19 protein-coding genes, 1 tRNA gene and 1 pseudogene are annotated in these 22,101 nt (G+C 53.5%); 10 read left to right on the top strand and 11 right to left on the bottom strand.

The features are described 5' to 3' along the window. Positions 1–2: 2 nt before the first annotated feature. Both ACLJPQ_RS19630 and ACLJPQ_RS19625 read left to right on the top strand, forming a co-directional pair. Positions 3–59, top strand: coding sequence for an IS1 family transposase (locus ACLJPQ_RS19630; protein WP_003032489.1), 57 nt, complete (start codon positions 3–5; stop codon positions 57–59). A 117-nt stretch (positions 60–176) separates the two neighbouring features. After that, entirely contained in the window at positions 177–1,745 is a 1,569-nt protein-coding gene (locus tag ACLJPQ_RS19625) for a methyl-accepting chemotaxis protein (protein ID WP_000478462.1), read from the top strand. Here ACLJPQ_RS19625 and ACLJPQ_RS19620 read toward each other — a convergent pair. Continuing rightward, positions 1,742–2,389: a PadR family transcriptional regulator gene (locus ACLJPQ_RS19620; protein WP_129950486.1), complete on the bottom strand. Its 648-nt coding sequence runs from the start codon at positions 2,387–2,389 to the stop codon at positions 1,742–1,744. The genes ACLJPQ_RS19625 and ACLJPQ_RS19620 overlap by 4 nt on opposite strands. A 231-nt stretch (positions 2,390–2,620) precedes the next feature. Here ACLJPQ_RS19620 and ACLJPQ_RS19615 point away from each other — a divergent pair, with 231 nt between their 5' ends. Further along, positions 2,621–3,388: a siderophore-interacting protein gene (locus ACLJPQ_RS19615; RefSeq protein WP_079966953.1), complete on the top strand. Its 768-nt coding sequence runs from the start codon at positions 2,621–2,623 to the stop codon at positions 3,386–3,388. Positions 3,389–3,467: 79 nt separating this feature from the next. On the opposite strand, the gene ACLJPQ_RS19610 is transcribed toward ACLJPQ_RS19615, so the two are convergent. Further along, positions 3,468–3,543, bottom strand: a tRNA-Ile gene (locus ACLJPQ_RS19610). A 125-nt stretch (positions 3,544–3,668) separates the two neighbouring features. Here ACLJPQ_RS19610 and mug point away from each other — a divergent pair. Beyond that, entirely contained in the window at positions 3,669–4,175 is a 507-nt protein-coding gene (mug, locus tag ACLJPQ_RS19605) for a G/U mismatch-specific DNA glycosylase (RefSeq protein ID WP_000237776.1), read from the top strand. A 123-nt stretch (positions 4,176–4,298) separates the two neighbouring features. Here mug and rpoD read toward each other — a convergent pair whose 3' ends face one another. The 3 genes from rpoD to rpsU all read right to left on the bottom strand — a co-directional run bounded on the left by rpoD (position 4,299) and on the right by rpsU (position 8,489). Then, entirely contained in the window at positions 4,299–6,281 is a 1,983-nt protein-coding gene (gene rpoD / locus ACLJPQ_RS19600) for an RNA polymerase sigma factor RpoD (RefSeq protein ID WP_001120159.1), read from the bottom strand. Positions 6,282–6,295: 14 nt separating this feature from the next. Continuing rightward, positions 6,296–8,038: a DNA primase gene (dnaG, locus tag ACLJPQ_RS19595; protein WP_000918860.1), complete on the bottom strand. Its 1,743-nt coding sequence runs from the start codon at positions 8,036–8,038 to the stop codon at positions 6,296–6,298. A gap of 235 nt (positions 8,039–8,273) precedes the next feature. Further along, entirely contained in the window at positions 8,274–8,489 is a 216-nt protein-coding gene (gene rpsU, locus ACLJPQ_RS19590) for a 30S ribosomal protein S21 (protein ID WP_001144069.1), read from the bottom strand. 227 nt (positions 8,490–8,716) lie between these two features. On the opposite strand from rpsU, the gene tsaD reads away from it, so the two are divergent. Next, on the top strand, positions 8,717–9,730 hold the full coding sequence (gene tsaD, locus ACLJPQ_RS19585) for a tRNA (adenosine(37)-N6)-threonylcarbamoyltransferase complex transferase subunit TsaD (protein WP_001264389.1): 1,014 nt from the start codon (positions 8,717–8,719) through the stop codon (positions 9,728–9,730). Positions 9,731–9,852: 122 nt separating this feature from the next. Here tsaD and ACLJPQ_RS19580 read toward each other — a convergent pair. Together ACLJPQ_RS19580 and plsY are read right to left on the bottom strand one after the other, a co-directional pair. After that, positions 9,853–9,915: pseudogene (locus ACLJPQ_RS19580) on the bottom strand (hypothetical protein); the annotation flags it as partial. Positions 9,916–9,953: 38 nt separating this feature from the next. Continuing rightward, on the bottom strand, positions 9,954–10,571 hold the full coding sequence (gene plsY, locus ACLJPQ_RS19575; protein WP_001272785.1) for a glycerol-3-phosphate 1-O-acyltransferase PlsY: 618 nt from the start codon (positions 10,569–10,571) through the stop codon (positions 9,954–9,956). A 106-nt stretch (positions 10,572–10,677) separates the two neighbouring features. Here plsY and folB point away from each other — a divergent pair, with 106 nt between their 5' ends. Further along, positions 10,678–11,037: a bifunctional dihydroneopterin aldolase/7,8-dihydroneopterin epimerase gene (gene folB, locus ACLJPQ_RS19570; RefSeq protein ID WP_000355776.1), complete on the top strand. Its 360-nt coding sequence runs from the start codon at positions 10,678–10,680 to the stop codon at positions 11,035–11,037. Between the two features lie 97 nt (positions 11,038–11,134). After that, positions 11,135–11,956, top strand: a complete 822-nt coding sequence (gene bacA, locus ACLJPQ_RS19565) for an undecaprenyl-diphosphate phosphatase (protein WP_001281933.1) — start codon at positions 11,135–11,137, stop codon at positions 11,954–11,956. 104 nt (positions 11,957–12,060) lie between these two features. On the opposite strand, the gene ACLJPQ_RS19560 is transcribed toward bacA, so the two are convergent. Both ACLJPQ_RS19560 and ACLJPQ_RS19555 read right to left on the bottom strand, forming a co-directional pair. Then, positions 12,061–13,302: a multifunctional CCA addition/repair protein gene (locus tag ACLJPQ_RS19560; RefSeq protein ID WP_000708447.1), complete on the bottom strand. Its 1,242-nt coding sequence runs from the start codon at positions 13,300–13,302 to the stop codon at positions 12,061–12,063. A gap of 62 nt (positions 13,303–13,364) precedes the next feature. Beyond that, entirely contained in the window at positions 13,365–13,979 is a 615-nt protein-coding gene (locus ACLJPQ_RS19555) for a TIGR04211 family SH3 domain-containing protein (RefSeq protein WP_001125341.1), read from the bottom strand. A 241-nt stretch (positions 13,980–14,220) separates the two neighbouring features. Between ACLJPQ_RS19555 and ACLJPQ_RS19550 the strand changes: the two genes are divergently transcribed. From ACLJPQ_RS19550 to hldE, 3 genes are all read left to right on the top strand, one after another. After that, positions 14,221–15,522, top strand: coding sequence for an inorganic triphosphatase (locus tag ACLJPQ_RS19550; RefSeq protein WP_079959136.1), 1,302 nt, complete (start codon positions 14,221–14,223; stop codon positions 15,520–15,522). 117 nt (positions 15,523–15,639) lie between these two features. Beyond that, a complete protein-coding gene (glnE, locus tag ACLJPQ_RS19545) occupies positions 15,640–18,483 on the top strand; it encodes a bifunctional [glutamate--ammonia ligase]-adenylyl-L-tyrosine phosphorylase/[glutamate--ammonia-ligase] adenylyltransferase (RefSeq protein WP_080185015.1) in 2,844 nt (947 codons plus the stop codon). A gap of 47 nt (positions 18,484–18,530) precedes the next feature. Beyond that, entirely contained in the window at positions 18,531–19,964 is a 1,434-nt protein-coding gene (gene hldE, locus ACLJPQ_RS19540) for a bifunctional D-glycero-beta-D-manno-heptose-7-phosphate kinase/D-glycero-beta-D-manno-heptose 1-phosphate adenylyltransferase HldE (RefSeq protein ID WP_000867682.1), read from the top strand. A gap of 159 nt (positions 19,965–20,123) precedes the next feature. Here hldE and ACLJPQ_RS19535 read toward each other — a convergent pair whose 3' ends face one another. Both ACLJPQ_RS19535 and ACLJPQ_RS19530 read right to left on the bottom strand, forming a co-directional pair. After that, the gene (locus ACLJPQ_RS19535) at positions 20,124–20,183 is read right to left on the bottom strand and encodes a type I toxin-antitoxin system Ibs family toxin (protein WP_192936148.1); all 60 of its coding nucleotides are present in this window, start codon (positions 20,181–20,183) and stop codon (positions 20,124–20,126) included. A gap of 238 nt (positions 20,184–20,421) precedes the next feature. Next, entirely contained in the window at positions 20,422–22,101 is a 1,680-nt protein-coding gene (locus ACLJPQ_RS19530; RefSeq protein WP_000342879.1) for a flotillin family protein, read from the bottom strand.

Here is a 22,101-nt window from a genome sequence, read left to right as displayed (position 1 = left end):
CGGTGGAGCTGCATGACAAAGTCATCGGGCATTATCTGAACATAAAACACTATCAATAAGTTGGAGTCATTACCCTAATAATGTTCCGAAATAAAAAGCGATCAATATCATAAAGTTAGTAACATTATTGCCGATAAATCTTCCTGTATGAGGATATGCAATCCCAGGGAGAAAATATGTTTTTGCATAACATTAAAATACGTTCAAAATTATTTATGGCCTTTGGCTTATTCATTGTTCTCATGGTGGTGAGTTCCGCTCTGTCTTTGTTTAGCCTTGATCGGGCTAATACGGGTATGCAGGACATTATTACCAATGATTATCCCACCACGGTAAAAGCCAATCTGTTAATCGATAATTTTAATGATTTCATCATCGCGCAGCAGCTCATGTTACTGGATGAAGAGGGGCGCTGGAGCCAGAGCTCGCAGAAAGAACTCAGTGAGATAAGCCAGCGCATTTCGGCGCTACTGGATGAGCTTTCCAGGGAAAATAGTCACGATGCGGATTCACAGAAAATCATTAATGAGATCCGTGAAGCGCGCCAGCAATACCTGGAGTCCAGATTCCGTATTTTGAAAGATATTCAAAGCAATAATCGTCAGGCGGCCATTCAGGAGATGATGACCAGAACGGTGCAGGTGCAAAAAGTCTATAAGGACAAAGTCCAGGAACTTATCGCTGTTCAGGACGCGCAGATGCATGAAGCGAGCGTGCAGGTCAAAGAGGATTTTAAAAATAATCGGACGCTGTTAATCACTTTGGCGCTGATAAGCATCGCCGCCGGAGGCGTAATGGGATGGTATATTGTGCGTTCTATTACCCGGCCGCTTGATGACGCAGTACGCTTTGCCGAGGCGATTGCCGATGGCGATCTGACTCGTCATATCACCACCGACTATAAAGATGAAACAGGCGTACTACTGCAAGCATTAATGGCGATGAAAACGCGTCTGCTGGATATCGTACAGGAAGTGCAAAACGGTTCGGAGAGTATCTCCACGGCGGCGGCGCAAATTGTCGCCGGTAACCAGGATTTGGCGGCGCGTACGGAAGAGCAGGCCAGCTCGGTTGAAGAAACGGCGGCGTCGATGGAACAGATTACCGCCACGGTTAAAAATACGGCTGACCATACCAGTGAAGCGACCAAACTCTCTGCCGGTGCCGCCAGCGTGGTGAAAAACAATGGGGAGATGATGAATCAAGTGACGCAGAAAATGCGCGTCATTAACGACACGGCAAATCGTATGTCGGATATCATCAATATCATTGATTCCATTGCCTTTCAGACCAATATTCTGGCGCTGAACGCGGCGGTTGAAGCGGCGCGCGCGGGCGAACATGGACGTGGTTTTGCCGTTGTCGCCGGAGAGGTTCGCCAGTTGGCGCAAAAGAGCGCCTCGTCAGCCAGTGAAATCCGTAATTTGATTGAAGATTCAACCAGTCAGACTCAGGAAGGGATGCACCTGGTGGAGAAAGCCAGCGCCCTGATTAATGGCATGGTGGATAACGTCGAAGAGATGGATGTGATATTACGTGAGATTGGGCAGGCCAGCCGCGAGCAAACTGACGGTATTTCGCAGATTAACAGCGCGATTGGCCTGATTGACGCCGCCACGCAACAAAACTCCTGCCTTGTGGAAGAGTCTGTTGCCGCCGCAGCGTCGCTGAACGAACAGGCGTTACATTTAAAAGAGCTGGTTAACGTGTTCCGCGTCCGCGAAGAGGACACGCAGCCCGCTTAATCCAGTTCGGCGATTTCCAGCGCCGCGCGATCAATCACGCCGATAATGCGTTTGATTTGCGCGTCGTTGATATCGCTGTGGTTTATCCGCAGATCCAGCACGGCCTTGAAGTTATCCAGCGCCCGCTTCATCTGCGGATTTTTACGTAACTCCATGCCCACACAACGGGCTTTTAGCCGCGCCTGAATATGCGTCAGGTGTTCGCGATTTTCATCAAGCCATTGCGCGCCGTTCGCGGTAATCGTGATTTTTTTCCGCCCGCCTTCTTCGTCGCTAATCGTGATAAATTGCTGATCCTGTAAAAAATCCAGCGTAGGGTAGATCACGCCAGCGCTTGGCGTATAGCCGCCCCCCGTCAGGTTTTCTATCGCTTTAATCAGTTCATAGCCGTGGCTGGCGTCCCGGGTCAGGATATCAAGAATGACCAGCCGAAGTTCCCCGTGGCCAAAAAATCGCTGGCGTCGACCACCGCCCTGTCCATGACGACCACAGCCGTGTCCGTGACGGTGTTCGCCGCCGCAACTGGCGTTCTCATGCTGATGCGCGCTATGGCAGCCTTCATGCTGATGTTCTCGATCTTTGCAGCAACCATCGTGCTTATGATCCCGGTTTTTGCAACACCCTTCATGTTGATTTTGCATCATTGCCTCCTGCTTATTTAGATATATCTAATTTATATCTAAATGATGGGTTTTAGCAAGGGTAAAAGCCATTGTTGCGATAATCTATTAATTTATAACATTTTATTCTAAGGTTATAGTTAGCGACGCGTTGCCAGAACACTATCAAAAAACAGTTGCATTTTTACTGATTAACAATCATTATCATTTAAAACTTTAATTTAGATATATCGTATTACTTCACGAAGGCAAAAAATGACGACATCATCCGCACGCTATCCACAGCGTGTTCGTAATGAACTGCGTTTTCGCGAGCTGACCGTTCTGCGGGTAGAACGTATTAGCGCAGGATTTCAGCGGATCGTACTTGGCGGCGAGGCGCTGGACGGTTTCACCTCCCTGGGCTTTGACGATCACACGAAAGTTTTTTTCCCTGAGTCAGGCTGTCGCTTTACGCCTCCGACAGTCACTGAGGAAGGCATTATCTGGGGGGAGGGCGTTCGTCCGGTCTCCAGGGATTACACGCCGCTGTATGACGAGGCGCGTCGCGAGCTGGCGCTGGATTTCTTTATCCACGATGGCGGCGTAGCCAGCCGTTGGGCAATGGAAGCCCGTGAAGGCGATACACTGACGATCGGCGGGCCGCGCGGTTCGCTGGTGGTGCCGGAAGATTATGCTTGTCAGGTTTATGTCTGCGATGAGTCCGGTATGCCTGCGCTACGTCGTCGTCTGGAATCGCTTAGCCGTCTGCCTGCGCGCCCTGCGGTAACCGCGCTGGTGAGCATTCAGGATGCGGCATACCGCGATTATCTCGCCCATTTGACGGACATTACTGTGGAATATGTTGTTGGCGGCGATGAACAGGCAATGCAAACGCGCCTGTCGCAGCTGGCAATACCAGAATCAGACTATTTCATCTGGATTACTGGCGAAGGCAAAACGGTAAAACGTTTAAGTCAGTGCTTTGAAAAGGGGTTTGATCCACACCTGGTACGTGCGGCAGCCTATTGGCATCGTAAATAGCGGTATGGGGCGAGCTCTGTCAGAAACAAAAAAGCCACTCTTTAGAGTGGCTTAATTATATGATTTTAAAGCTAAAATTTGGTGGCCCCTGCTGGACTTGAACCAGCGACCAAGCGATTATGAGTCGCCTGCTCTAACCACTGAGCTAAGGGGCCGTGGCGGTGGATTATAATGTAACTTTACGCTGTAATCCAGCCGTAACCGTGCGGGTGCTGTTTTTATAAACAATGTGTTTTCAACCCGTTATACTTAAAGAACGTTGTATTGCTCAGGAGTAATAATGGTTAAGGACATACTGGCGCCAGGGCTACGGGTGGTTTTTTGCGGCATCAATCCGGGACTCTCCTCGGCGAATACCGGCTTTCCGTTTGCACATCCCGCGAATCGTTTTTGGAAAGTTATTCATTTGGCCGGTTTCACCGATCGGCAGTTGAAACCGGAAGAGGCGGAAAAATTACTGGATTTTCGCTGCGGGGTAACGAAACTCGTCGACCGACCGACGGTACAAGCGACTGAGGTGAAGTTGCATGAATTACGTAGCGGCGGACGCAACCTGATTGAAAAGATAGAGGACTATCAGCCCGCGGCGCTGGCGGTGCTTGGTAAACAGGCTTTTGAACAGGGATTCAGCCAGCGCGGTATCGCCTGGGGTAAACAAAAGATCGCCATTGGCGCGACGATGGTGTGGGTGTTGCCGAATCCCAGCGGCTTAAACCGAATTAAAACGGAAAAACTGGTCGAGGCCTATCGCGAACTGGATCAAGCGCTCATTATGCGTGGGCTATAGCAATGGGGAATGAGGGCGCGAATACTCGCGCTGTGTAGAAATTCTGCAGGCCAAATAGGGCGCTCGCGTATGACCGGATAAAAAAACGCCGCCTTGCGGCGGCGTTTATACGTATGCGGCGAATTAATCGTCGAGGAAGCTGCGCAGCACTTCAGAACGGCTCGGGTGGCGCAGTTTACGCAGCGCCTTCGCTTCGATCTGACGGATACGTTCGCGGGTAACATCGAACTGTTTACCCACTTCTTCCAGCGTGTGGTCGGTGTTCATATCGATACCGAAACGCATACGCAGCACTTTCGCTTCACGAGCGGTCAGGCCAGCCAAAACGTCGTGAGTGGCGGCACGCAGGCTCTCGGTAGTGGCAGAGTCCAGCGGCAGCTCGAGGGTGGTATCCTCGATGAAATCACCCAGATGCGAATCTTCATCGTCGCCGATCGGCGTTTCCATGGAGATTGGCTCTTTGGCGATTTTCAGCACTTTGCGGATCTTATCTTCCGGCATCAGCATGCGCTCGGCCAGCTCTTCCGGCGTTGGCTCGCGGCCCATCTCTTGCAGCATCTGGCGAGAAATACGGTTGAGCTTGTTGATGGTCTCAATCATATGCACCGGAATACGGATGGTGCGCGCCTGATCCGCGATAGAGCGGGTGATCGCCTGACGAATCCACCAGGTAGCGTAGGTGGAGAACTTGTAGCCGCGACGGTATTCGAACTTATCTACCGCTTTCATCAGACCGATGTTGCCTTCCTGAATCAGGTCAAGGAACTGCAAGCCACGGTTGGTGTATTTCTTGGCGATAGAAATAACCAGACGCAAGTTCGCTTCAACCATCTCTTTCTTCGCACGGCGGGCTTTCGCTTCCCCGATGGACATGCGACGGTTGATGTCTTTCACCTGTTCGATGGTCAGACCGGTCTCTTCTTCAATCTGCCGCAGTTTTTGCAGACAGCGTTGCACTTCTTCCGCGACATCGTGCAGTTTTTCCGACCACGGTTTGTTCATCGCGATAGCGGCGTTGAACCAGGTTTCGCTGGTTTCGTTACCGGTAAACAGCGTGATAAAGTTCTTCTTCGGCATTTTGCACTGCTCGACGCAGAGCTTCATGATCAAACGTTCCTGAGTACGCACGCGATCCATCATCACGCGCATACTGTTGACCAGATAGTCGAATTGCTTCGGTACCAGACGGAACTGTTTGAACACTTCAGACAGCTTCAGAATCTCTTCCTGCGCGGCAGCATGGCTGCGGCCTTTCGCTTTGATGGTGTCGCGCGTAACGACGTATTGCGCGCGCAACTCAGCGAATTTTTCGCGTGCCAGTTCAGGATCAATGCTGTTGTCGTCATCGGCGGCGTCATCGTCGCCGTCTTCTTCATCTTCGTCTTCGTCATCATCCAGGTCTTCCTGGGAGAGTTCAGAACCGACGTGAGTTGCGGTCGGCGCCATCTCTTCTTCCGCGTTCGGATCGACAAAGCCGGTGATAAGATCGGACAAACGAGCCTCTTCAGCCTCAACGCGATCGTACTGTTCCAGCAGATAGGTAATGGCTTCCGGGTATTCGGCAACGGAGCATTGAACCTGGTTGATCCCGTCTTCGATACGTTTAGCGATGTCGATTTCGCCTTCCCGGGTCAACAGTTCAACAGTGCCCATTTCACGCATATACATGCGTACCGGGTCAGTCGTACGACCGATTTCAGACTCAACACTGGACAGAACTTGTGCAGCAGCTTCTTCCGCATCTTCATCGGTGCTGGTGGTATTTTCAGCCAGCAGCAGATCATCGGCATCAGGCGCTTCTTCCATTACCTGAATACCCATGTCGTTGATCATTTGGATGATATCTTCAATTTGATCTGAATCGACGATATCTTCCGGCAGATGGTCATTGACCTCAGCATAGGTCAGATAGCCTTGCTCCTTACCACGGGTGACAAGAAGTTTCAGCTGTGACTGCGGGTTTTGCTCCATAAGACGGTATCCACACTTATTCGTTTGATTGGTGTCGACGGTATAGCTGTCGACATTTAAAGCGAGGGCATACTTATATTTTGGCCGCTGCCTCTCACTGCGGCTGTCGGGGGCTTCCCGATCGATATGCGGCATTTAAGCCGTTAAATTCATTTTTTTTCCAGGGCCTGTCTGATTTCCCAGTACTCCCTGCGTTCTTCACTGCTTAAACGGTGTGTGCGATCGCGAGCTATCAGCTCTTCCAGTCGCTGTTCAAGCATTGCATCAAAAATTCGGTTTAGCGTGTCGGTGAACATTTTTTCAACATTCTCATCCCTTATATCGTTCCAGGCTGAGAGTTTTTCAAGTGTTGAGTATTCACTTGTCCCGCGATAATTCTCTAACAGCTGCCCGGTGTTCAGACCCGGCTGCGCGACACAAAGACTCACCAGCTCGGAGAATAGCCTAAGTCCCGGTAATTTGCTCTGCGCCAGCCCTTGTAAAGGCGGCACCAGCGGCGCTAGACTTGGGTTCTGCACCAGCAGTCCTATAAGTATACGCATAGGCGTCTGTTTTATCTGCGGAGCCGGGCGGGAAACGCCGCTTTCCGCCTGTTTTGGCACTAAACGATCAAGCTGACTATCATCGAAAATGCCTAACTTCAGCCCCAACGTCTGGCGCAGCTGAATACGGTGCGCGTCGCCAGGCACCTGATTAATGAGCGGCAGCGCCAGCGCGGCTAACTGCGTGCTGCCATCCGGCGAGCTTAAATCCACCTGCGGCAGGAGGCTATTAAACAGAAACGTAGAGAGCGGCTGCGCCTGCTCCATCCGCGCTTCAAAAGCCGCCTTGCCTTCTTTACGCACCAGCGTATCCGGGTCTTCGCCGTCAGGTAAAAACATAAAGCGTACCTGCCGACCGTCGGTCATATAAGGCATTGCTGTTTCCAGCGCTCTCCAGGCGGCATCACGGCCAGCCCGGTCGCCGTCGTAACAGCAAATCACGTTGTTCGTCGCCCGGAATAACATATGCATATGGTCTGCCGTGGTTGAGGTACCCAGCGAAGCGACCGCATAGTTAATGTCGTATTGCGCTAGTGCGACGACATCCATATAACCTTCGACCACAAGCAAGCGTTGCGGTTCAGCACTATATTGCTGAGCCTCATAAAGACCATATAGCTGGCGGCCTTTATGGAAAATGTCCGTTTCCGGAGAGTTAAGGTATTTCGGCGTGTCGTTCCCCAGAACTCGGCCGCCAAAACCAATCACCCTGCCGCGTTTGTCCCGAATAGGGAACATGACCCGATTACGGAAACGATCGTAAGTGCTGCCCTGCTCGTTATTGACCAGCATTCCGGCATCCAGCAACAATGCCTTGTTATCGCTGTTATTACCGAAGCGCTTTAACGCGTTATCCCAACCAGGCGGCGCGAAGCCAATGGCGAAACGCTGAATAATTTCAGCGCTCAGACCGCGCTTTTGCAGATAGTCACGCGCAGGTTTTGCCGCAGGATGGGTTAGCGACTGCTGATAAAAGTCATTCAGACCATTCATCAACTGATAGAGGTTTTGCCGTTGATGGCGCTCTATCTGGCTAAGCCCGGTGCCTGCTTCATAGGGAATTTCCAGGTTATGCATGGCCGCTAATTCTTCGACGGTTTCGACAAATTCGAGCTTGTCGTAATTCATCAAAAAGTCGATCGCATTGCCATGCGCGCCGCATCCAAAGCAGTGATAAAACTGTTTTTCACCGTTTACGGTGAAAGAAGGGGTTTTCTCATTATGGAATGGACAACACGCGTGATAGTTCTTGCCCTGTTTCTTGAGTTTTACGCGCACGTCGATCAGATCGACGATATCGGTTCTCGCCAGCAGGTCATTAATGAATACGCGTGGGATTCGTCCAGCCATATGCCCCTTTTATACACGTCATTCTTCAGGCTGCCGTAGTGTTGGCTACGTTCGCTCACCCCTGTCGCTGACTTGCGTAAGCGCCGGGGACTTGCTCTCTTGCCGCCTGGACGCAGCATGAATGATTTTGTGTATATGCTAATGCATAAACGAAAACAAGCCGCGCATTCCTTTCGGAAGCACGGCCTTACAACTACAACTCGATCTGAATTGAGAGCAGCCCGCTCTCAAAAGATTAGTACAGACGAGTACGGCGTGCGTTTTCGCGAGCCAGTTTCTTCGCGTGACGTTTCACTGCAGAAGCTTTAGCGCGCTTACGTTCGGTCGTCGGTTTTTCATAGAACTCACGACGACGAACTTCCGCCAGAACACCTGCTTTTTCGCAGGAACGCTTGAAGCGACGCAGAGCTACGTCGAACGGCTCGTTTTCACGTACTTTAATTACCGGCATGTGCCTCTCACCTTTGATTAATTCGGTTTGCCGCTGGCATCAACGCCAGCTTATTTCAAAATGGTGCGGAATTTTACTGCAATTGCTGCTGCTTTGTAAAGCACCGCGGCCTTTTTTGAACGGGACTTTTATAAGGTGAGGGAGTATACACGAAGTCGGGACTGAGGGTATACATCCACCCGCATTCGACCTACACTGCGCGGTATTAGAGCGAGGTAAAACAAGTCATGCGTGTACTGGGTATTGAAACATCTTGCGATGAAACCGGCATCGCTATTTACGACGACAAAAAGGGTCTGTTAGCCAACCAATTGTATAGTCAGGTGAAATTACATGCTGACTACGGCGGCGTAGTGCCTGAACTGGCTTCCCGCGATCATGTGCGTAAAACCGTGCCGCTGATTCAGGCGGCATTAAAAGAAGCCGGTCTGACGGCGAGCGATATCGACGCGGTGGCCTATACCGCAGGCCCGGGCCTGGTCGGCGCGCTGCTGGTCGGCGCAACCGTCGGGCGTTCGCTGGCATTTGCCTGGAATGTGCCGGCCATTCCTGTACACCATATGGAAGGGCATCTGCTGGCGCCGATGCTGGAAGATAATCCCCCGGATTTCCCGTTTGTGGCGCTGCTGGTCTCCGGCGGACATACGCAGCTCATTAGCGTGACCGGAATCGGTCAGTACGAACTGCTGGGAGAGTCGATTGACGATGCTGCCGGTGAAGCGTTTGATAAAACTGCCAAATTGTTGGGGCTGGATTATCCTGGCGGCCCGATGCTGTCGAAAATGGCGTCGCAGGGGACGGCGGGACGTTTTGTCTTTCCGCGCCCGATGACCGATCGCCCGGGACTGGATTTTAGTTTTTCCGGTCTGAAAACCTTTGCCGCTAACACCATTCGTAGTAATGGCGACGACGAACAAACTCGCGCTGATATCGCGCGCGCTTTTGAAGATGCGGTCGTGGATACGCTGATGATCAAGTGCAAGCGCGCGCTGGAAAGCACCGGTTTTAAGCGTCTGGTCATGGCGGGCGGCGTCAGCGCTAACCGCACGCTGCGTGCGAAGCTTGCCGAAATGATGCAAAAACGCCGCGGCGAAGTGTTCTATGCGCGTCCGGAGTTTTGTACTGACAACGGGGCGATGATCGCCTATGCCGGAATGGTGCGGTTTAAGGCGGGCGTTACGGCGGATCTTGGCGTAACGGTACGTCCGCGCTGGCCGCTGGCCGAGCTGCCGGCGGCGTAAAAGCGGAGAAAGGGGGCGACATCATGCCGCCCCAACGGGTTTATAGCAAAACGACGGGCATCCACAACAGCCTGGAGACGATCAGCAGCACCAGGAAGATCAGGCCGAAAATCGCGCCTAACCACGCCAATGGTGGAAGGGTGACGCGCGGCGGATTCGATATGTACGCCTATCACCGAGCTATTTATCCGGCGATGCGCAGGCACGACATAGCGTAAAAAAACTACTCCGAATCTTTCTGGCGTTTCTTTTTCAGCTTCGTCCAGATTTTCGTCTCCTGACGACGCCACAGACGCTGGATGTTGTCATGATGGCGCAGCAAAATGAGACATGACAGCATCGATACCGGGAAGGTGAACTGCGGTTTAAACCACCAGACGTAAAACGGCGCAATCAAGGCGCTGACAATCGCTCCTAACGATGAATAACCGCTTAACAGGACCGTCAGCAGCCAGGTGCCAGCCATGACGCCGGTTAAATCCCAGCCGATAGGCGCAATGGCGCCAAATGCGGTTGCTACGCCTTTCCCACCTTTAAAGCCAAAAAAGACCGGCCAGATATGCCCCAGACAGGCGGCGATAGCGATAAGCCCCAGCCAGAAAGGGGTAACGCCTAACGCATACGCGCCCCAGACGGGCAACATGCCTTTAAGGATGTCAAAAATAAGTACCGCGACAGCCGCTCCCTTGCCACCGATTCGTAATACGTTCGTCGCGCCCGGGTTGCCGGAGCCGCTTTCACGCGGATCGGGCAGCCCGGCGATGCGGCAAACCAGAATGGCACTGGAAATTGAGCCGCAGAGGTACGCGAAGAGGATCATTCCAGGCGCGATTGCACTCATAAGCTGTTCCGTATTGAAAGTGTCGTTTTATTTACTATTTCTGTGGATAATACGCACATTTCGCCGGAAGTGGTATCCGGGTTAGCCAAAAAGCAGGCAGGTCGTGATGGATATTGTATTTATAGAGCAACTTTCGGTAATCACCACTATCGGTGTTTACGACTGGGAACAGACTATCGAGCAAAAACTGGTGTTCGATATCGAAATGGCATGGGATAACCGCAAGTCGGCGAAAAGCGATGATGTCGCAGATTGTCTAAGTTATGCGGATATCGCCGACACGGTGATAAATCATGTCGAAGGCGGTCGTTTTGCTCTGGTCGAACGCGTGGCGGAAGAGGTGGCGGATCTGCTGCTTAGCCGATTCAATTCTCCGTGGGTTCGCATCAAACTGAGCAAGCCTGGCGCCGTCGCGCGCGCGGCGAACGTAGGGGTAATTATTGAGCGTGGCAATAATCTGAAATAAAAATAAATAATTTTATATTTTTTAAACCAAACGGTTATATATGGGGTCTTAACGCGAGATCCATTTTTGCAGTGTTTTTCATTTTAGGGGTTTATTGATGAGCGATATGCACTCGCTGCTGATAGCGGCAATTTTGGGTGTGGTCGAAGGATTGACGGAGTTTTTGCCGGTATCCAGCACGGGCCATATGATTATTGTGGGTCATCTGCTGGGGTTTGAAGGCGATACGGCCAAGACATTCGAAGTGGTGATTCAACTTGGATCTATTCTGGCGGTCGTGGTGATGTTCTGGCGGCGGTTGTTTGGTCTCATCGGTATTCACTTCGGCCGCCCGCTACAGCGTGAAGGTGAAAGTAAAGGTCGATTAACGTTGATTCACATCCTGCTGGGCATGATTCCGGCGGTGGTGCTGGGGTTAGTCTTTCATGACACGATCAAGTCGCTATTTAACCCAATTAACGTGATGTACGCGCTGGTGGTAGGCGGTCTGTTGCTGATTGCCGCCGAGTGCCTGAAGCCGAAAGAACCGCGCGCGCCGGGGCTGGATGATATGACGTATCGTCAGGCTTTTATGATTGGCTGTTTCCAGTGTCTGGCGCTGTGGCCGGGCTTCTCGCGTTCCGGAGCGACCATTTCCGGTGGGATGCTGATGGGCGTCAGCCGTTACGCCGCCTCTGAGTTCTCGTTCTTACTGGCTGTGCCGATGATGATGGGCGCAACGGTTCTGGATCTCTACAAAAGTTGGTCATTCCTGACCGCAGCGGATATTCCGATGTTCGCAGTGGGCTTTGTGACGGCGTTTGTGGTGGCGCTGATCGCCATCAAGACCTTCCTGCAACTGATTAAGCGTATCTCGTTTATTCCGTTTGCGATTTACCGCTTTGTGGTGGCGGCTGCCGTTTACGTTGTTTTCTTCTGATGATTGACCGTGCCGGATGGCGGCGTGCCGCCTTGTCCGGTCTAACTGTTTTGTCGGTCTGATAAGCGCAGCGCCATCAGGCAATTTATCGTGCCGGATGGCGTTTAGCTGGCGGGGTTCGGGCAGCGCTTCTCTTTCCAGTTGGCGACCGCTGCAATTCGTCGCTTCGTCAGCTCCTCGCGAATCTCAATGCCCTTAAATCCGGCCTCCACCACCTCTTTCGTCGGTACCGCCTGCGCCACCTGCCAGGCTTCGCGCAGCCAGCGCCCCTGCGGGTAATCCGACGCTTCAAATCCGGTACGTCCACGGACATCGGCCTCGCTGGTCAGCGCAATCTGCTCGACGCGCTGCGGTTTACGCCATGCATCAATGGCGTCAAACAGCTTAACGATCGTTTTCGGCTGGAGTATCGGAAAGGTGTGGATCAGATCGTGGTACTCGGCGACCAGTTTAGCTAAATCACGCAGGTCATTGGGGACGCGCAAACGCTGGCATAACTGTTCGACCAGTTTCACGCCCGCCGGGCCGTGGCCATGATGGCGTGGCCAGAGGTTTTTCGGCGTTAAGCCTTTGCCCAGATCATGACAAAGCGTGGCGAAACGGACATCAAGCTGCGGACTGAGCATGGCGGCCATCGACAGCGTCATTAACGTATGAACTCCGGTATCAATTTCCGGATGCCACTTTGCCGGCGCGGGTACGCCAAACAGGGCGTCGATTTCCGGAAACAGGACGCGCAGGGCGCCGCAGTCGCGCAATACCTGGAAGTAAACCTGCGGATTGCGGGTGGTAAGCGCATTTTCCGTCTCTTTCCATACCCGTTCCGGCGTCAGATGTTCCAGCTCGCCTGCCGCGGTCATTTCGCGCATTAGCGCCAGTGTTTCATCGGCGATACGGAAACTCAGATGAGCGTAACGGGCGGCAAAACGCGCCACGCGCAATACGCGCAAGGGATCTTCGCCAAACGCGGGAGAGACATGTCGCAGTAGACGCGCCTCCAGATCCCGGCGCCCGTGGTAAGGGTCGATAATCTGGCCGTCATCGTCGCGCGCCAGAGCATTAATGGTCAGATCGCGACGCTGGAGATCGGCTTCCAGGGTAACGTCCGGCGCGGCATAACAGGTGAAGCCCGTGTAGCCGGAACCGGATTTACGCTCAGTACGCGCCAGCGCGTATTCTTCGTGAGTTTGCGGATGGAGAAACACAGGAAAATCACGGCCTACCTGCTGGTAGCCCGCATCAAGCATCTCCTGCGGCGTGGCGCCGACAACGACCCAATCTTTATCTTTAACCGGTAGCCCTAACAACGCATCCCGAACCGCACCACCGACCAGATAAATCTTCACGCCACTTTCCTTTTAAAAACGATCATCCTCTAATGATAAGACAGTGCCGCAGAGAAGGCGATTTAGTTCATCCAGCGGTCTTTGCGTTTACGGCTTGGGATCATATGCGGCAGCACTAGCCCTAACAGCAAGCCAATACCCAATACGCCGCCGCCATACATAAACCACTGCATAATAATGGTGCGCTGTTTGTCATCCAGTTGCAGATTCGCGGCGCTAACTTTTTTCTGCGCGACAATCAGCTCGTTTTTCAGCTTCTGGTTCTCTTCTTTTAGCCCGTTGATGATGCTGTCGCTTTGCGCCACTTTCTGCTGCATATCGGCGGTGCGCTGATTCCACGTGGTATCAATATTGTTGAGTTTATCGGTCAACGTTTTGACCTGATTTTCCAGATCCGGCACGCGGGTACGCAGGCTTGGCGTGGTATTCAGTTCTTTTAACGGTATCCAGGCAGTACGACCAGAACTGTCTTTAATTTGACCATAGTTGGCATCGCTCTGTAAGAGCGTGACTTCCTCGCCAGCGTTGACGGTACCCACAAGGCGATAATTATCTCCCGGACCGCTGCGGACCCAGGTATTCAGTTCATCAGAAACGTAACGCGTCTCTTCAGCATGAGAGACGGCGGTGGCGCTAAGCGCAAGTAAAGTTAGTCCAATCAGGCGTAATTTTGGCATCAGGCTGTCGTTATTGTCAGAGAAAGTGGAACGATAGTAACGGCATCAGTGTCGCTACGCAAAGTAGTCGACATCAATCGGAATCATCTGTGTCGCCTTTGCCGCTACGTCAAACTTTTACGCCCGTCAAATTGCTCGTTGCATGGCAATTTGGCGCAAAATACTATCTACTGACAAAAATAATGCGGGTAAGTTCGCCAAGAATCTTCCCAGATGTGACATAACCCATAAGTACAAGGCCATGGCTCAGGAAATCGAATTAAAGTTTATCGTCAATCACGACGCCGTAGATGCGCTGCGAAATCATCTTCATACGCTCGGCGGCGAGCATCATGCGCCCAGCCAGTTGCTGAATATCTACTTCGAAACGCCTGATAACTGGCTACGCCGCCATGATATGGGGCTGCGTATTCGTGGTGAAAATGGGCGCTATGAAATGACCATGAAAATTGCCGGCCGGGTAACGGGGGGGCTGCACCAGCGACCCGAATACAATGTCGCGCTAAGCGAACCCGTGCTGGATCTGACGCAACTTCCGGCGGAGGTCTGGCCGGATGGCAACCTGCCCGCCGGCCTGGCATCAAGCGTACAGCCGCTGTTCAGTACCGATTTTTACCGGGAAAAATGGTGTCTGGACGTTGACGGCAGCAGGATTGAAATTGCGTTCGATCTCGGCGACGTAAAAGCGGGCGAGTTTGCCGAACCGATTTGTGAGCTGGAGCTTGAGTTGCTTCGCGGCGATACGCGCGCCGTGTTAAAACTGGCGAAGCAACTGCTGTCGCAAACCGGTTTGCGTCAGGGCAGTCTGAGTAAGGCGGCGCGAGGTTATCACCTGGCGCAGGGGAATGCGCCGCGAGAGAATACACCAACGACAATTCTGCGGACCGCCGCGAAAGCCACGGTAGAGCAAGGGCTGGAGGCCTCGCTGGATCTGGCGTTGTCACAGTGGCAGTACCATGAAGAGCTCTGGCTGCGCGGCGACGAGTCGGCGAAAGAACACGTGCTGGATGCTATGGGATTAGTGCGCCATGCCTTAATGCTTTTTGGTGGCATTGTTCCACGTAAAGCGAGCACTCACTTACGTGATCTACTTACCCAGGCGGAAGCGACGATGACATCCGCGGTGTCCGCCGTCACAGCCGTTTATAGTACGCAAACGGCGATGGCGAAACTGGCATTGACGGAATGGCTGGTGACGAAAGCCTGGCAGCCATTTCTGGACGCGAAGGCGCAGGCCAAAATGGCCGATTCTTTTAAGCGTTTCGCCGACATTCATCTTTCTCGTCATGCTGCTGAATTAAAAAAAGTTTTTGGACAACCGCTGGGTGATAAGTATCGCGACCAGTTGCCGCGTTTGACTCGCGATATCGACAGCGTTTTACTGCTGGCCGGGTATTATGATGCGATGGTCGCGCAGGCATGGCTGGAAAACTGGCAGGGATTGCGTCACGCCATTCTTACCGGACAACGTATTGAAATTGAACATTTCCGTAATGAGGCCATTAACCAGCAGCCGTTCTGGTTGCACAGCGGAAAACGATAATCAGAACCGTAGAAAGCGCCTGATGACGCTGCGCTTATCAGGCTTACGGTATGCGGACTTGTAGGCCGGATCAGGCGAAACGCCGCCATCCGGCATTATTTAAAGGATATCCCCTAAATGACGCCGCTCTCTTCACCCTTATCGCAGTACTGGCAGACCGTTGTTGAGCGCCTACCAGAAGGATTTACTGAGACATCGCTTAGCGTGCAGGCGAAGTCAGTACTTACATTTAGCGATTTTGCGCTGGATAGCGTGATAGCGCATCCGGAGTGGCTTGCCGAACTGGAATCCGCATCGCCGCAGGCTGATGAATGGCGACATTATGCTGGCTGGTTACAGGAGGCGTTGGCAGGTGTCTGTGACGACGCCTCGCTGATGCGTGAACTGAGGTTTTTTCGTCGTCGCATCATGGTACGCATCGCCTGGGCGCAGACGCTGTCGCTGGTGGACGATGAGACTATTTTACAACAGTTGAGCCATCTGGCGGAGACGCTCATCGTGGGGGCGCGTGACTGGCTGTATGCCGCCTGTTGCCGCGAATGGGGAACCCCCTGTAACCCGCAGGGCGTTCCGCAGCCGCTGTTGATTTTAGGCATGGGCAAGCTGGGCGGCGGCGAGCTGAATTTTTCGTCTGATATCGATCTGATTTTCGCCTGGCCGGAACATGGCGAGACCCGGGGCGGGCGTCGTGAACTCGATAACGCCCAGTTTTTTACGCGTCTCGGGCAGCGGCTGATCAAAGCGCTGGATCAGCCCACAATGGATGGCTTTGTCTATCGGGTGGACATGCGCCTGCGACCGTTTGGCGATAGCGGCCCGCTGGTACTGAGTTTTGCCGCGCTGGAGGATTACTATCAGGAGCAAGGACGCGACTGGGAACGCTACGCCATGGTGAAAGCGCGGCTAATGGGCGATAACGACGACGCCTGGTCTCGTGAATTACGCGCCATGCTGCGGCCTTTCGTTTTCCGCCGCTATATCGATTTCAGCGTCATCCAGTCGCTACGTAATATGAAAGGGATGATCGCCCGCGAAGTGCGACGCCGCGGTTTGAAGGACAACATTAAACTTGGCGCGGGCGGTATTCGGGAAATTGAGTTTATCGTGCAGGTATTCCAGCTCATCCGCGGCGGACGCGAGCCGTCGCTACAGTCGCGTTCGTTACTGCCGACGCTGGATGCTATCGCTGCGCTGCATTTGCTGCCTGAGAATGACGTGGCGCAACTGCGCGTGGCCTATCTTTTTCTACGTCGTCTGGAGAATCTGCTGCAAAGCATCAATGACGAACAGACGCAAACGTTGCCTGCCGACGATCTGAATCGGGCGCGGCTGGCCTGGGGAATGAAGGCTGAGAACTGGCCGCAGCTTGTTGGCGAACTGACGGATCATATGGCTAATGTACGCCGCGTATTCAACGAATTAATTGGCGATGATGAAGCCGATACCCCGCAGGAGGAAGAACGTTCAGAGCCGTGGCGTGAAGTATGGCAGGATGCGCTACAGGAGGATGATTCGACGCCAGTGCTGGCGCATTTAGCCGATGAGGATCGGCGACAAGTTCTGACCCTCATCGCTGACTTCCGTAAGGAACTGGATAAACGCCCTATCGGCCCGCGCGGGCGGCAAGTGCTGGACCAACTGATGCCGCACCTGCTTGCTGATGTCTGTTCTCGCGAAGACGCCGCTGTTACGCTATCGCGGATAACGCCGTTGCTGGCGGGGATTGTCACTCGCACCACCTATCTGGAGCTGCTGAGCGAATTTCCCGGCGCGCTGAAACACCTGATTATGCTCTGCGCCGCTTCGCCAATGATAGCGAGCCAACTGGCGCGTTATCCGTTGTTGCTTGATGAACTGCTCGACCCCGGCACGCTTTATCAGCCGACGGCTACCGACGCTTACCGCGACGAATTACGTCAATATTTACTGCGCGTGCCGGAAGAAGACGAAGAACAACAACTGGAGGCATTACGCCAGTTTAAACAGGCACAGCTTTTGCGGATTGCGGCGGCGGATATTGCCGGTACGCTGCCGGTGATGAAAGTGAGCGATCACCTCACATGGCTGGCGGAGGCGATGATTGATGCTGTGGTGCAGCAGGCGTGGACGCAAATGGTTGCGCGTTATGGTCAGCCAGCGCATCTGGACGAGCGCCAGGGGCGGGGGTTTGCGGTTGTCGGTTATGGCAAGTTAGGCGGATGGGAGCTGGGCTACAGTTCCGATCTGGATCTCATCTTCCTGCATGACTGTCCGATGGACGTCATGACCAACGGCGAACGCGAAATCGACGGGCGGCAGTTTTATCTGCGCCTGGCGCAGCGCATTATGCATCTGTTCAGTACGCGCACCTCCTCCGGCATTTTGTATGAGGTGGATGCGCGTCTACGCCCCTCTGGCGCGGCGGGAATGCTGGTGACTTCAGCGGACGCGTTTGCCGATTATCAGCAGCATGAAGCCTGGACCTGGGAACATCAGGCGTTGGTACGCGCTCGCGTGGTATATGGCGACCCGCAGCTTACCTCACAGTTTGATGCGGTACGCCGCACTATCATGACGACGGCGCGCGACGGCAAGACATTGCAGACTGAAGTGCGTGAAATGCGCGAAAAAATGCGGGCGCATCTCGGCAATAAGCATCGCGATCGTTTTGATATTAAAGCTGATGAAGGCGGTATTACGGATATTGAGTTTATCGCGCAATATCTGGTACTGCGCTACGCTCATGAAAAACCTAAATTAACGCGCTGGTCTGATAACGTGCGCATCCTGGAGCTTCTGGCGCAAAACGGCATTATGGATGAACACGAGGCGCAGGCGCTGACGGTAGCCTACACCACACTGCGTGATGAACTGCACCACCTGGCGTTGCAGGAGCTTCCCGGTCATGTGGCGCAGACGTGTTTTAGCAAAGAGCGCGCGCTGGTGCAGGCAAGCTGGCGGCAGTGGCTGGTAGCCGTTTGAATTATGCTATTATCGCGCGCAAATTTTGAATCTCTCAGGAGACAGGAATGAAAGTAAATCTGCCAGCGTTTGAACGTGCAGGCGTCATGGTTGTGGGTGATGTAATGCTGGATCGCTATTGGTATGGCCCCACTTGCCGTATTTCACCGGAAGCGCCGGTGCCCGTGGTTAAGGTAAATACCGTTGAGGAACGCCCGGGCGGCGCGGCGAACGTGGCGATGAACATTGCGTCTCTGGGAGCGAACGCCCGTCTGGTCGGCCTGACGGGTATTGATGACGCCGCGCGCGCGCTGAGCAAAACGTTGGCAGAGGTCAATGTGAAGTGCGACTTCGTTTCTGTGCCGACGCATCCGACGATTACCAAACTGCGCGTGCTATCACGTAATCAGCAGCTCATTCGTCTTGATTTTGAAGAAGGCTTTGAGGGGGTGGACCCGCAGCCGTTGCATGAGCGTATCAACCAGGCGCTGGGATCGATCGGCGCGCTGGTATTGTCCGATTATGCCAAAGGCGCTCTGACCAGCGTGCAGACTATGATTTCCCTGGCGCGCCAGGCGGGCGTGCCGGTGCTCATCGATCCGAAAGGAACGGATTTTGAACGTTACCGCGGCGCCACGCTGCTGACGCCAAACCTTTCTGAATTCGAGGCGGTCGCGGGGAAATGTAAAAGCGAAGACGAACTGGTTGAACGCGGCATGAAGCTCATTGCCGATTACGACCTTTCCGCGCTGTTGGTCACGCGTTCCGAACAGGGAATGACGCTGCTGCAACCGAATAAAGCGCCGCTACATATGCCGACGCAGGCGCAGGAAGTTTATGATGTTACCGGTGCGGGCGATACGGTGATCGGCGTGCTGGCGGCGACGCTGGCGGCGGGAAATACCCTGGAAGAGGCGTGTTATTTCGCCAATGCGGCGGCGGGCGTAGTGGTAGGTAAACTCGGGACGTCAACGGTTTCCCCTATTGAGCTGGAAAACGCAGTGCGCGGACGCGCGGATACCGGCTTCGGCGTTATGACCGAAGAGGAGTTGAGGCAGGCCGTCGCCAGCGCGCGTAAGCGTGGCGAGAAAGTGGTCATGACCAACGGCGTTTTCGATATTCTGCACGCGGGCCATGTCTCTTATCTGGCGAACGCGCGCAAACTGGGCGACCGCCTGATTGTTGCGGTCAATAGTGACGCCTCGACTAAACGCCTGAAAGGCGAAAGCCGTCCGGTTAATCCGCTCGAACAGCGTATGATCGTGCTGGGCGCGCTGGAGTCAGTCGACTGGGTTGTCTCTTTTGAAGAGGATACGCCGCAACGACTGATTGCCGGTATTCTGCCGGATCTGCTGGTAAAAGGCGGCGACTATAAGCCGGAAGAGATCGCGGGCAGCGAAGAGGTCTGGGCCAACGGCGGCGAAGTCATGGTGCTGAACTTCGAAGATGGTTGTTCCACGACCAATATCATCAAAAAGATCCAGACCGAGAGCGAGAAGTAAAACCGCGTCATCAGGCGTTACAGACGCTGCGGGCGCTGATTTTGAAGGCGCGTCGGACATTTTGTTTCGACGCGTATCTCGCGGTTGACGCTGCTTTTTTTTCGACCTAAAGTAAAGGAATAAGGGTGAGAGGGGATCTCTCCCCCCTCTGATTGGCTGTTAGTAAGCTGGGAAACTTATCAGTAACAGAACAATCAGTATGATGACCTGGTGCATCATAACCCTTTCCTTATTAAAGCCCCTTCCTCGGGAGGGGCTTTCCCGTTTCAGCCCCTTGCTGACATCGCGATTGTTGGTGAGTGGCCTGTCTGGCGCAAGGGCTTTCTCCCGCCGATTTTGCGTTACTGGATCGCCCACGCAAAATGGCCTGCTGGTCATAACGCTTTGTACAGACAAGGTGGAAAAAAGATAAAAAAATCCCCGGTCTTATGACCAGGGACAGGAGATATGGCGGGGGTTATTGCTCTTTTACCGTTGCTTCGCGATTAATCTCATCCGTTGCCGATGAAACCAACGGTGTGGTCAGCGCCTTTAGCGAGCCGCCAGCGATGCCAATCTCGTTTAACAGCGAATCGATCAGCGGCGCCTGGGTACGATAGGTGAGCGCGGCAGATAACGCTTGTTCCGCCAGGTTTCCCCCGTTAGCGCCGCCAGCGGCGACGTCGCCCGCCGTCGCGCCGCGATTGAGGCCATCGACCTGAATAATCTTAATGCCGTCGATGGATTTCATCGGTTCAACAGACTTCTCAATAACAGCAGGCAACGATTGTAAGAGCGCTAGTTTAAATTTGAGGCTGGTTTGTTCGTCAGAAAGCACGTTGATAGCGTCATTCAGCGCCCGTTGCGCTTCGGCTTCCGCCAAACCTTTTTTACGCGTTGCTTCCGCCAGTTCGATGATGGCGGCGGCTTGCAATTCTGCCGCTTCTTTCTCTGCTTTTGCCCGAACGGTCAGTTCGACCGCTTTGGTTTCCGCATCCTGCGCCGCGGCGATCAGAGCGACCTGCTTGGCGCGATCCGCTTCGGCGGTCTGGCGGGTGGTTTCTACGTTTTGCTGGGCGCGAACCGCATCGGCCAGCGCGTCGTTGGCGCGCGCTTCCGCTTGCGATTGCTGCTCGGATTTGGCGGCAATGGCGATAGATTTCGTCTGGTTGGCGATTTCTGTCACCTGTTGCTGTTCGATCTCTTTAATACGTACTTCACGCTCGGCCTCAACTTTCCTGGACCGTACTGCTTGCTCACGTTCGATCTCCGTCTCCTGGATCTGCCGCTCAGCAAGAATGCGCGTCTGTTCTGCTTCACGATGGCGCTCGGCCTCAAAAGCGGCAATTTTAGCGTTTTGTTCGGCGGTGCGGGTTTTAACCTGTTGCTCCTGCTCCAGAGTCATAAAGGCTTCTTGCTGCTCGATTTCCAGCTTGCGTTCAAGCGCGTCGCGGTTCTTTTCGCGCACCGCCACTTCCACATCCTGTTCCACTTCATTACGTTCACGACGGCGGCGTTCGGTTTCCTGCGTCAGTTTCGTCAGACCTTCGGCATCAAAGGCGTTGTTTGGGTTGAAATGTTCTTTGGACGTTTGGTTAAAGTTGGTTAAGGAGACGCTTTCCAGCTCCAGACCGTTTTTCGACAAATCTTCCGCAACGGTGTTTTGTACGCCCTGAACGAAGTTTTCACGCGTATCCTGTAGCTCATGCATCGTCATCTGGGCTGCGGTAGCGCGTAAGGCGTCAACGAATTTATCCTCAACCAGCATACGAAGATCTTCCGGTGACAGCGTTCGCTGGCCAAGCGTTTGTGCGGCGGTGGCAATACCTTCAACAGAGGGTTTTACACGCACGAAGAAAGCAACGACCACGTCAACGCGCATACGATCTTTGGTGATCAGGCTGTCGACGGTAGCACGGCTGACTTCAAGTTTTAGGGTATTCATATTGATCGGAATAATTTCGTGAAAGATTGGCATCACAATAGCGCCGCCGCTCATCACCACTTTTTGCCCGCCAAGCCCGGTACGGACAAACGCCTGTTCCGCAGATGCGCGGCGATAGAGACGAGCAAAAATGATCCCGATAATTAGTAAGACGATAACCGCCACGATGGCGGTAAACATCCATGATGGCAATATGCCAAAAACATCATCCAT

This window comes from Salmonella sp. SAL04213 (genome assembly GCF_046550535.1).
In the GTDB taxonomy this organism is placed as follows: Bacteria; Pseudomonadota; Gammaproteobacteria; order Enterobacterales; family Enterobacteriaceae; genus Salmonella; species Salmonella enterica.
The sequence above is the reverse complement of the archived record's forward strand: the minus strand, read 5'-3'. Positions and strand labels throughout refer to the sequence as shown.

Coding starts and splice junctions, on each gene's coding strand:
- glnE (WP_080185015.1), top strand. CDS start 15,640: ATGACGCCGCTCTCTTCACCCTTATCGCAGTACTGGCAGACCGTTGTT.
- ACLJPQ_RS19550 (WP_079959136.1), top strand. CDS start 14,221: ATGGCTCAGGAAATCGAATTAAAGTTTATCGTCAATCACGACGCCGTA.
- folB (WP_000355776.1), top strand. CDS start 10,678: ATGGATATTGTATTTATAGAGCAACTTTCGGTAATCACCACTATCGGT.
- bacA (WP_001281933.1), top strand. CDS start 11,135: ATGAGCGATATGCACTCGCTGCTGATAGCGGCAATTTTGGGTGTGGTC.
- ACLJPQ_RS19530 (WP_000342879.1), bottom strand. CDS start 22,101: ATGGATGATGTTTTTGGCATATTGCCATCATGGATGTTTACCGCCATC.
- ACLJPQ_RS19555 (WP_001125341.1), bottom strand. CDS start 13,979: ATGCCAAAATTACGCCTGATTGGACTAACTTTACTTGCGCTTAGCGCC.
- plsY (WP_001272785.1), bottom strand. CDS start 10,571: ATGAGTGCAATCGCGCCTGGAATGATCCTCTTCGCGTACCTCTGCGGC.
- ACLJPQ_RS19620 (WP_129950486.1), bottom strand. CDS start 2,389: ATGATGCAAAATCAACATGAAGGGTGTTGCAAAAACCGGGATCATAAG.
- mug (WP_000237776.1), top strand. CDS start 3,669: ATGGTTAAGGACATACTGGCGCCAGGGCTACGGGTGGTTTTTTGCGGC.
- dnaG (WP_000918860.1), bottom strand. CDS start 8,038: ATGGCTGGACGAATCCCACGCGTATTCATTAATGACCTGCTGGCGAGA.
- ACLJPQ_RS19615 (WP_079966953.1), top strand. CDS start 2,621: ATGACGACATCATCCGCACGCTATCCACAGCGTGTTCGTAATGAACTG.
- ACLJPQ_RS19625 (WP_000478462.1), top strand. CDS start 177: ATGTTTTTGCATAACATTAAAATACGTTCAAAATTATTTATGGCCTTT.
- rpsU (WP_001144069.1), bottom strand. CDS start 8,489: ATGCCGGTAATTAAAGTACGTGAAAACGAGCCGTTCGACGTAGCTCTG.
- tsaD (WP_001264389.1), top strand. CDS start 8,717: ATGCGTGTACTGGGTATTGAAACATCTTGCGATGAAACCGGCATCGCT.
- rpoD (WP_001120159.1), bottom strand. CDS start 6,281: ATGCCGCATATCGATCGGGAAGCCCCCGACAGCCGCAGTGAGAGGCAG.
- hldE (WP_000867682.1), top strand. CDS start 18,531: ATGAAAGTAAATCTGCCAGCGTTTGAACGTGCAGGCGTCATGGTTGTG.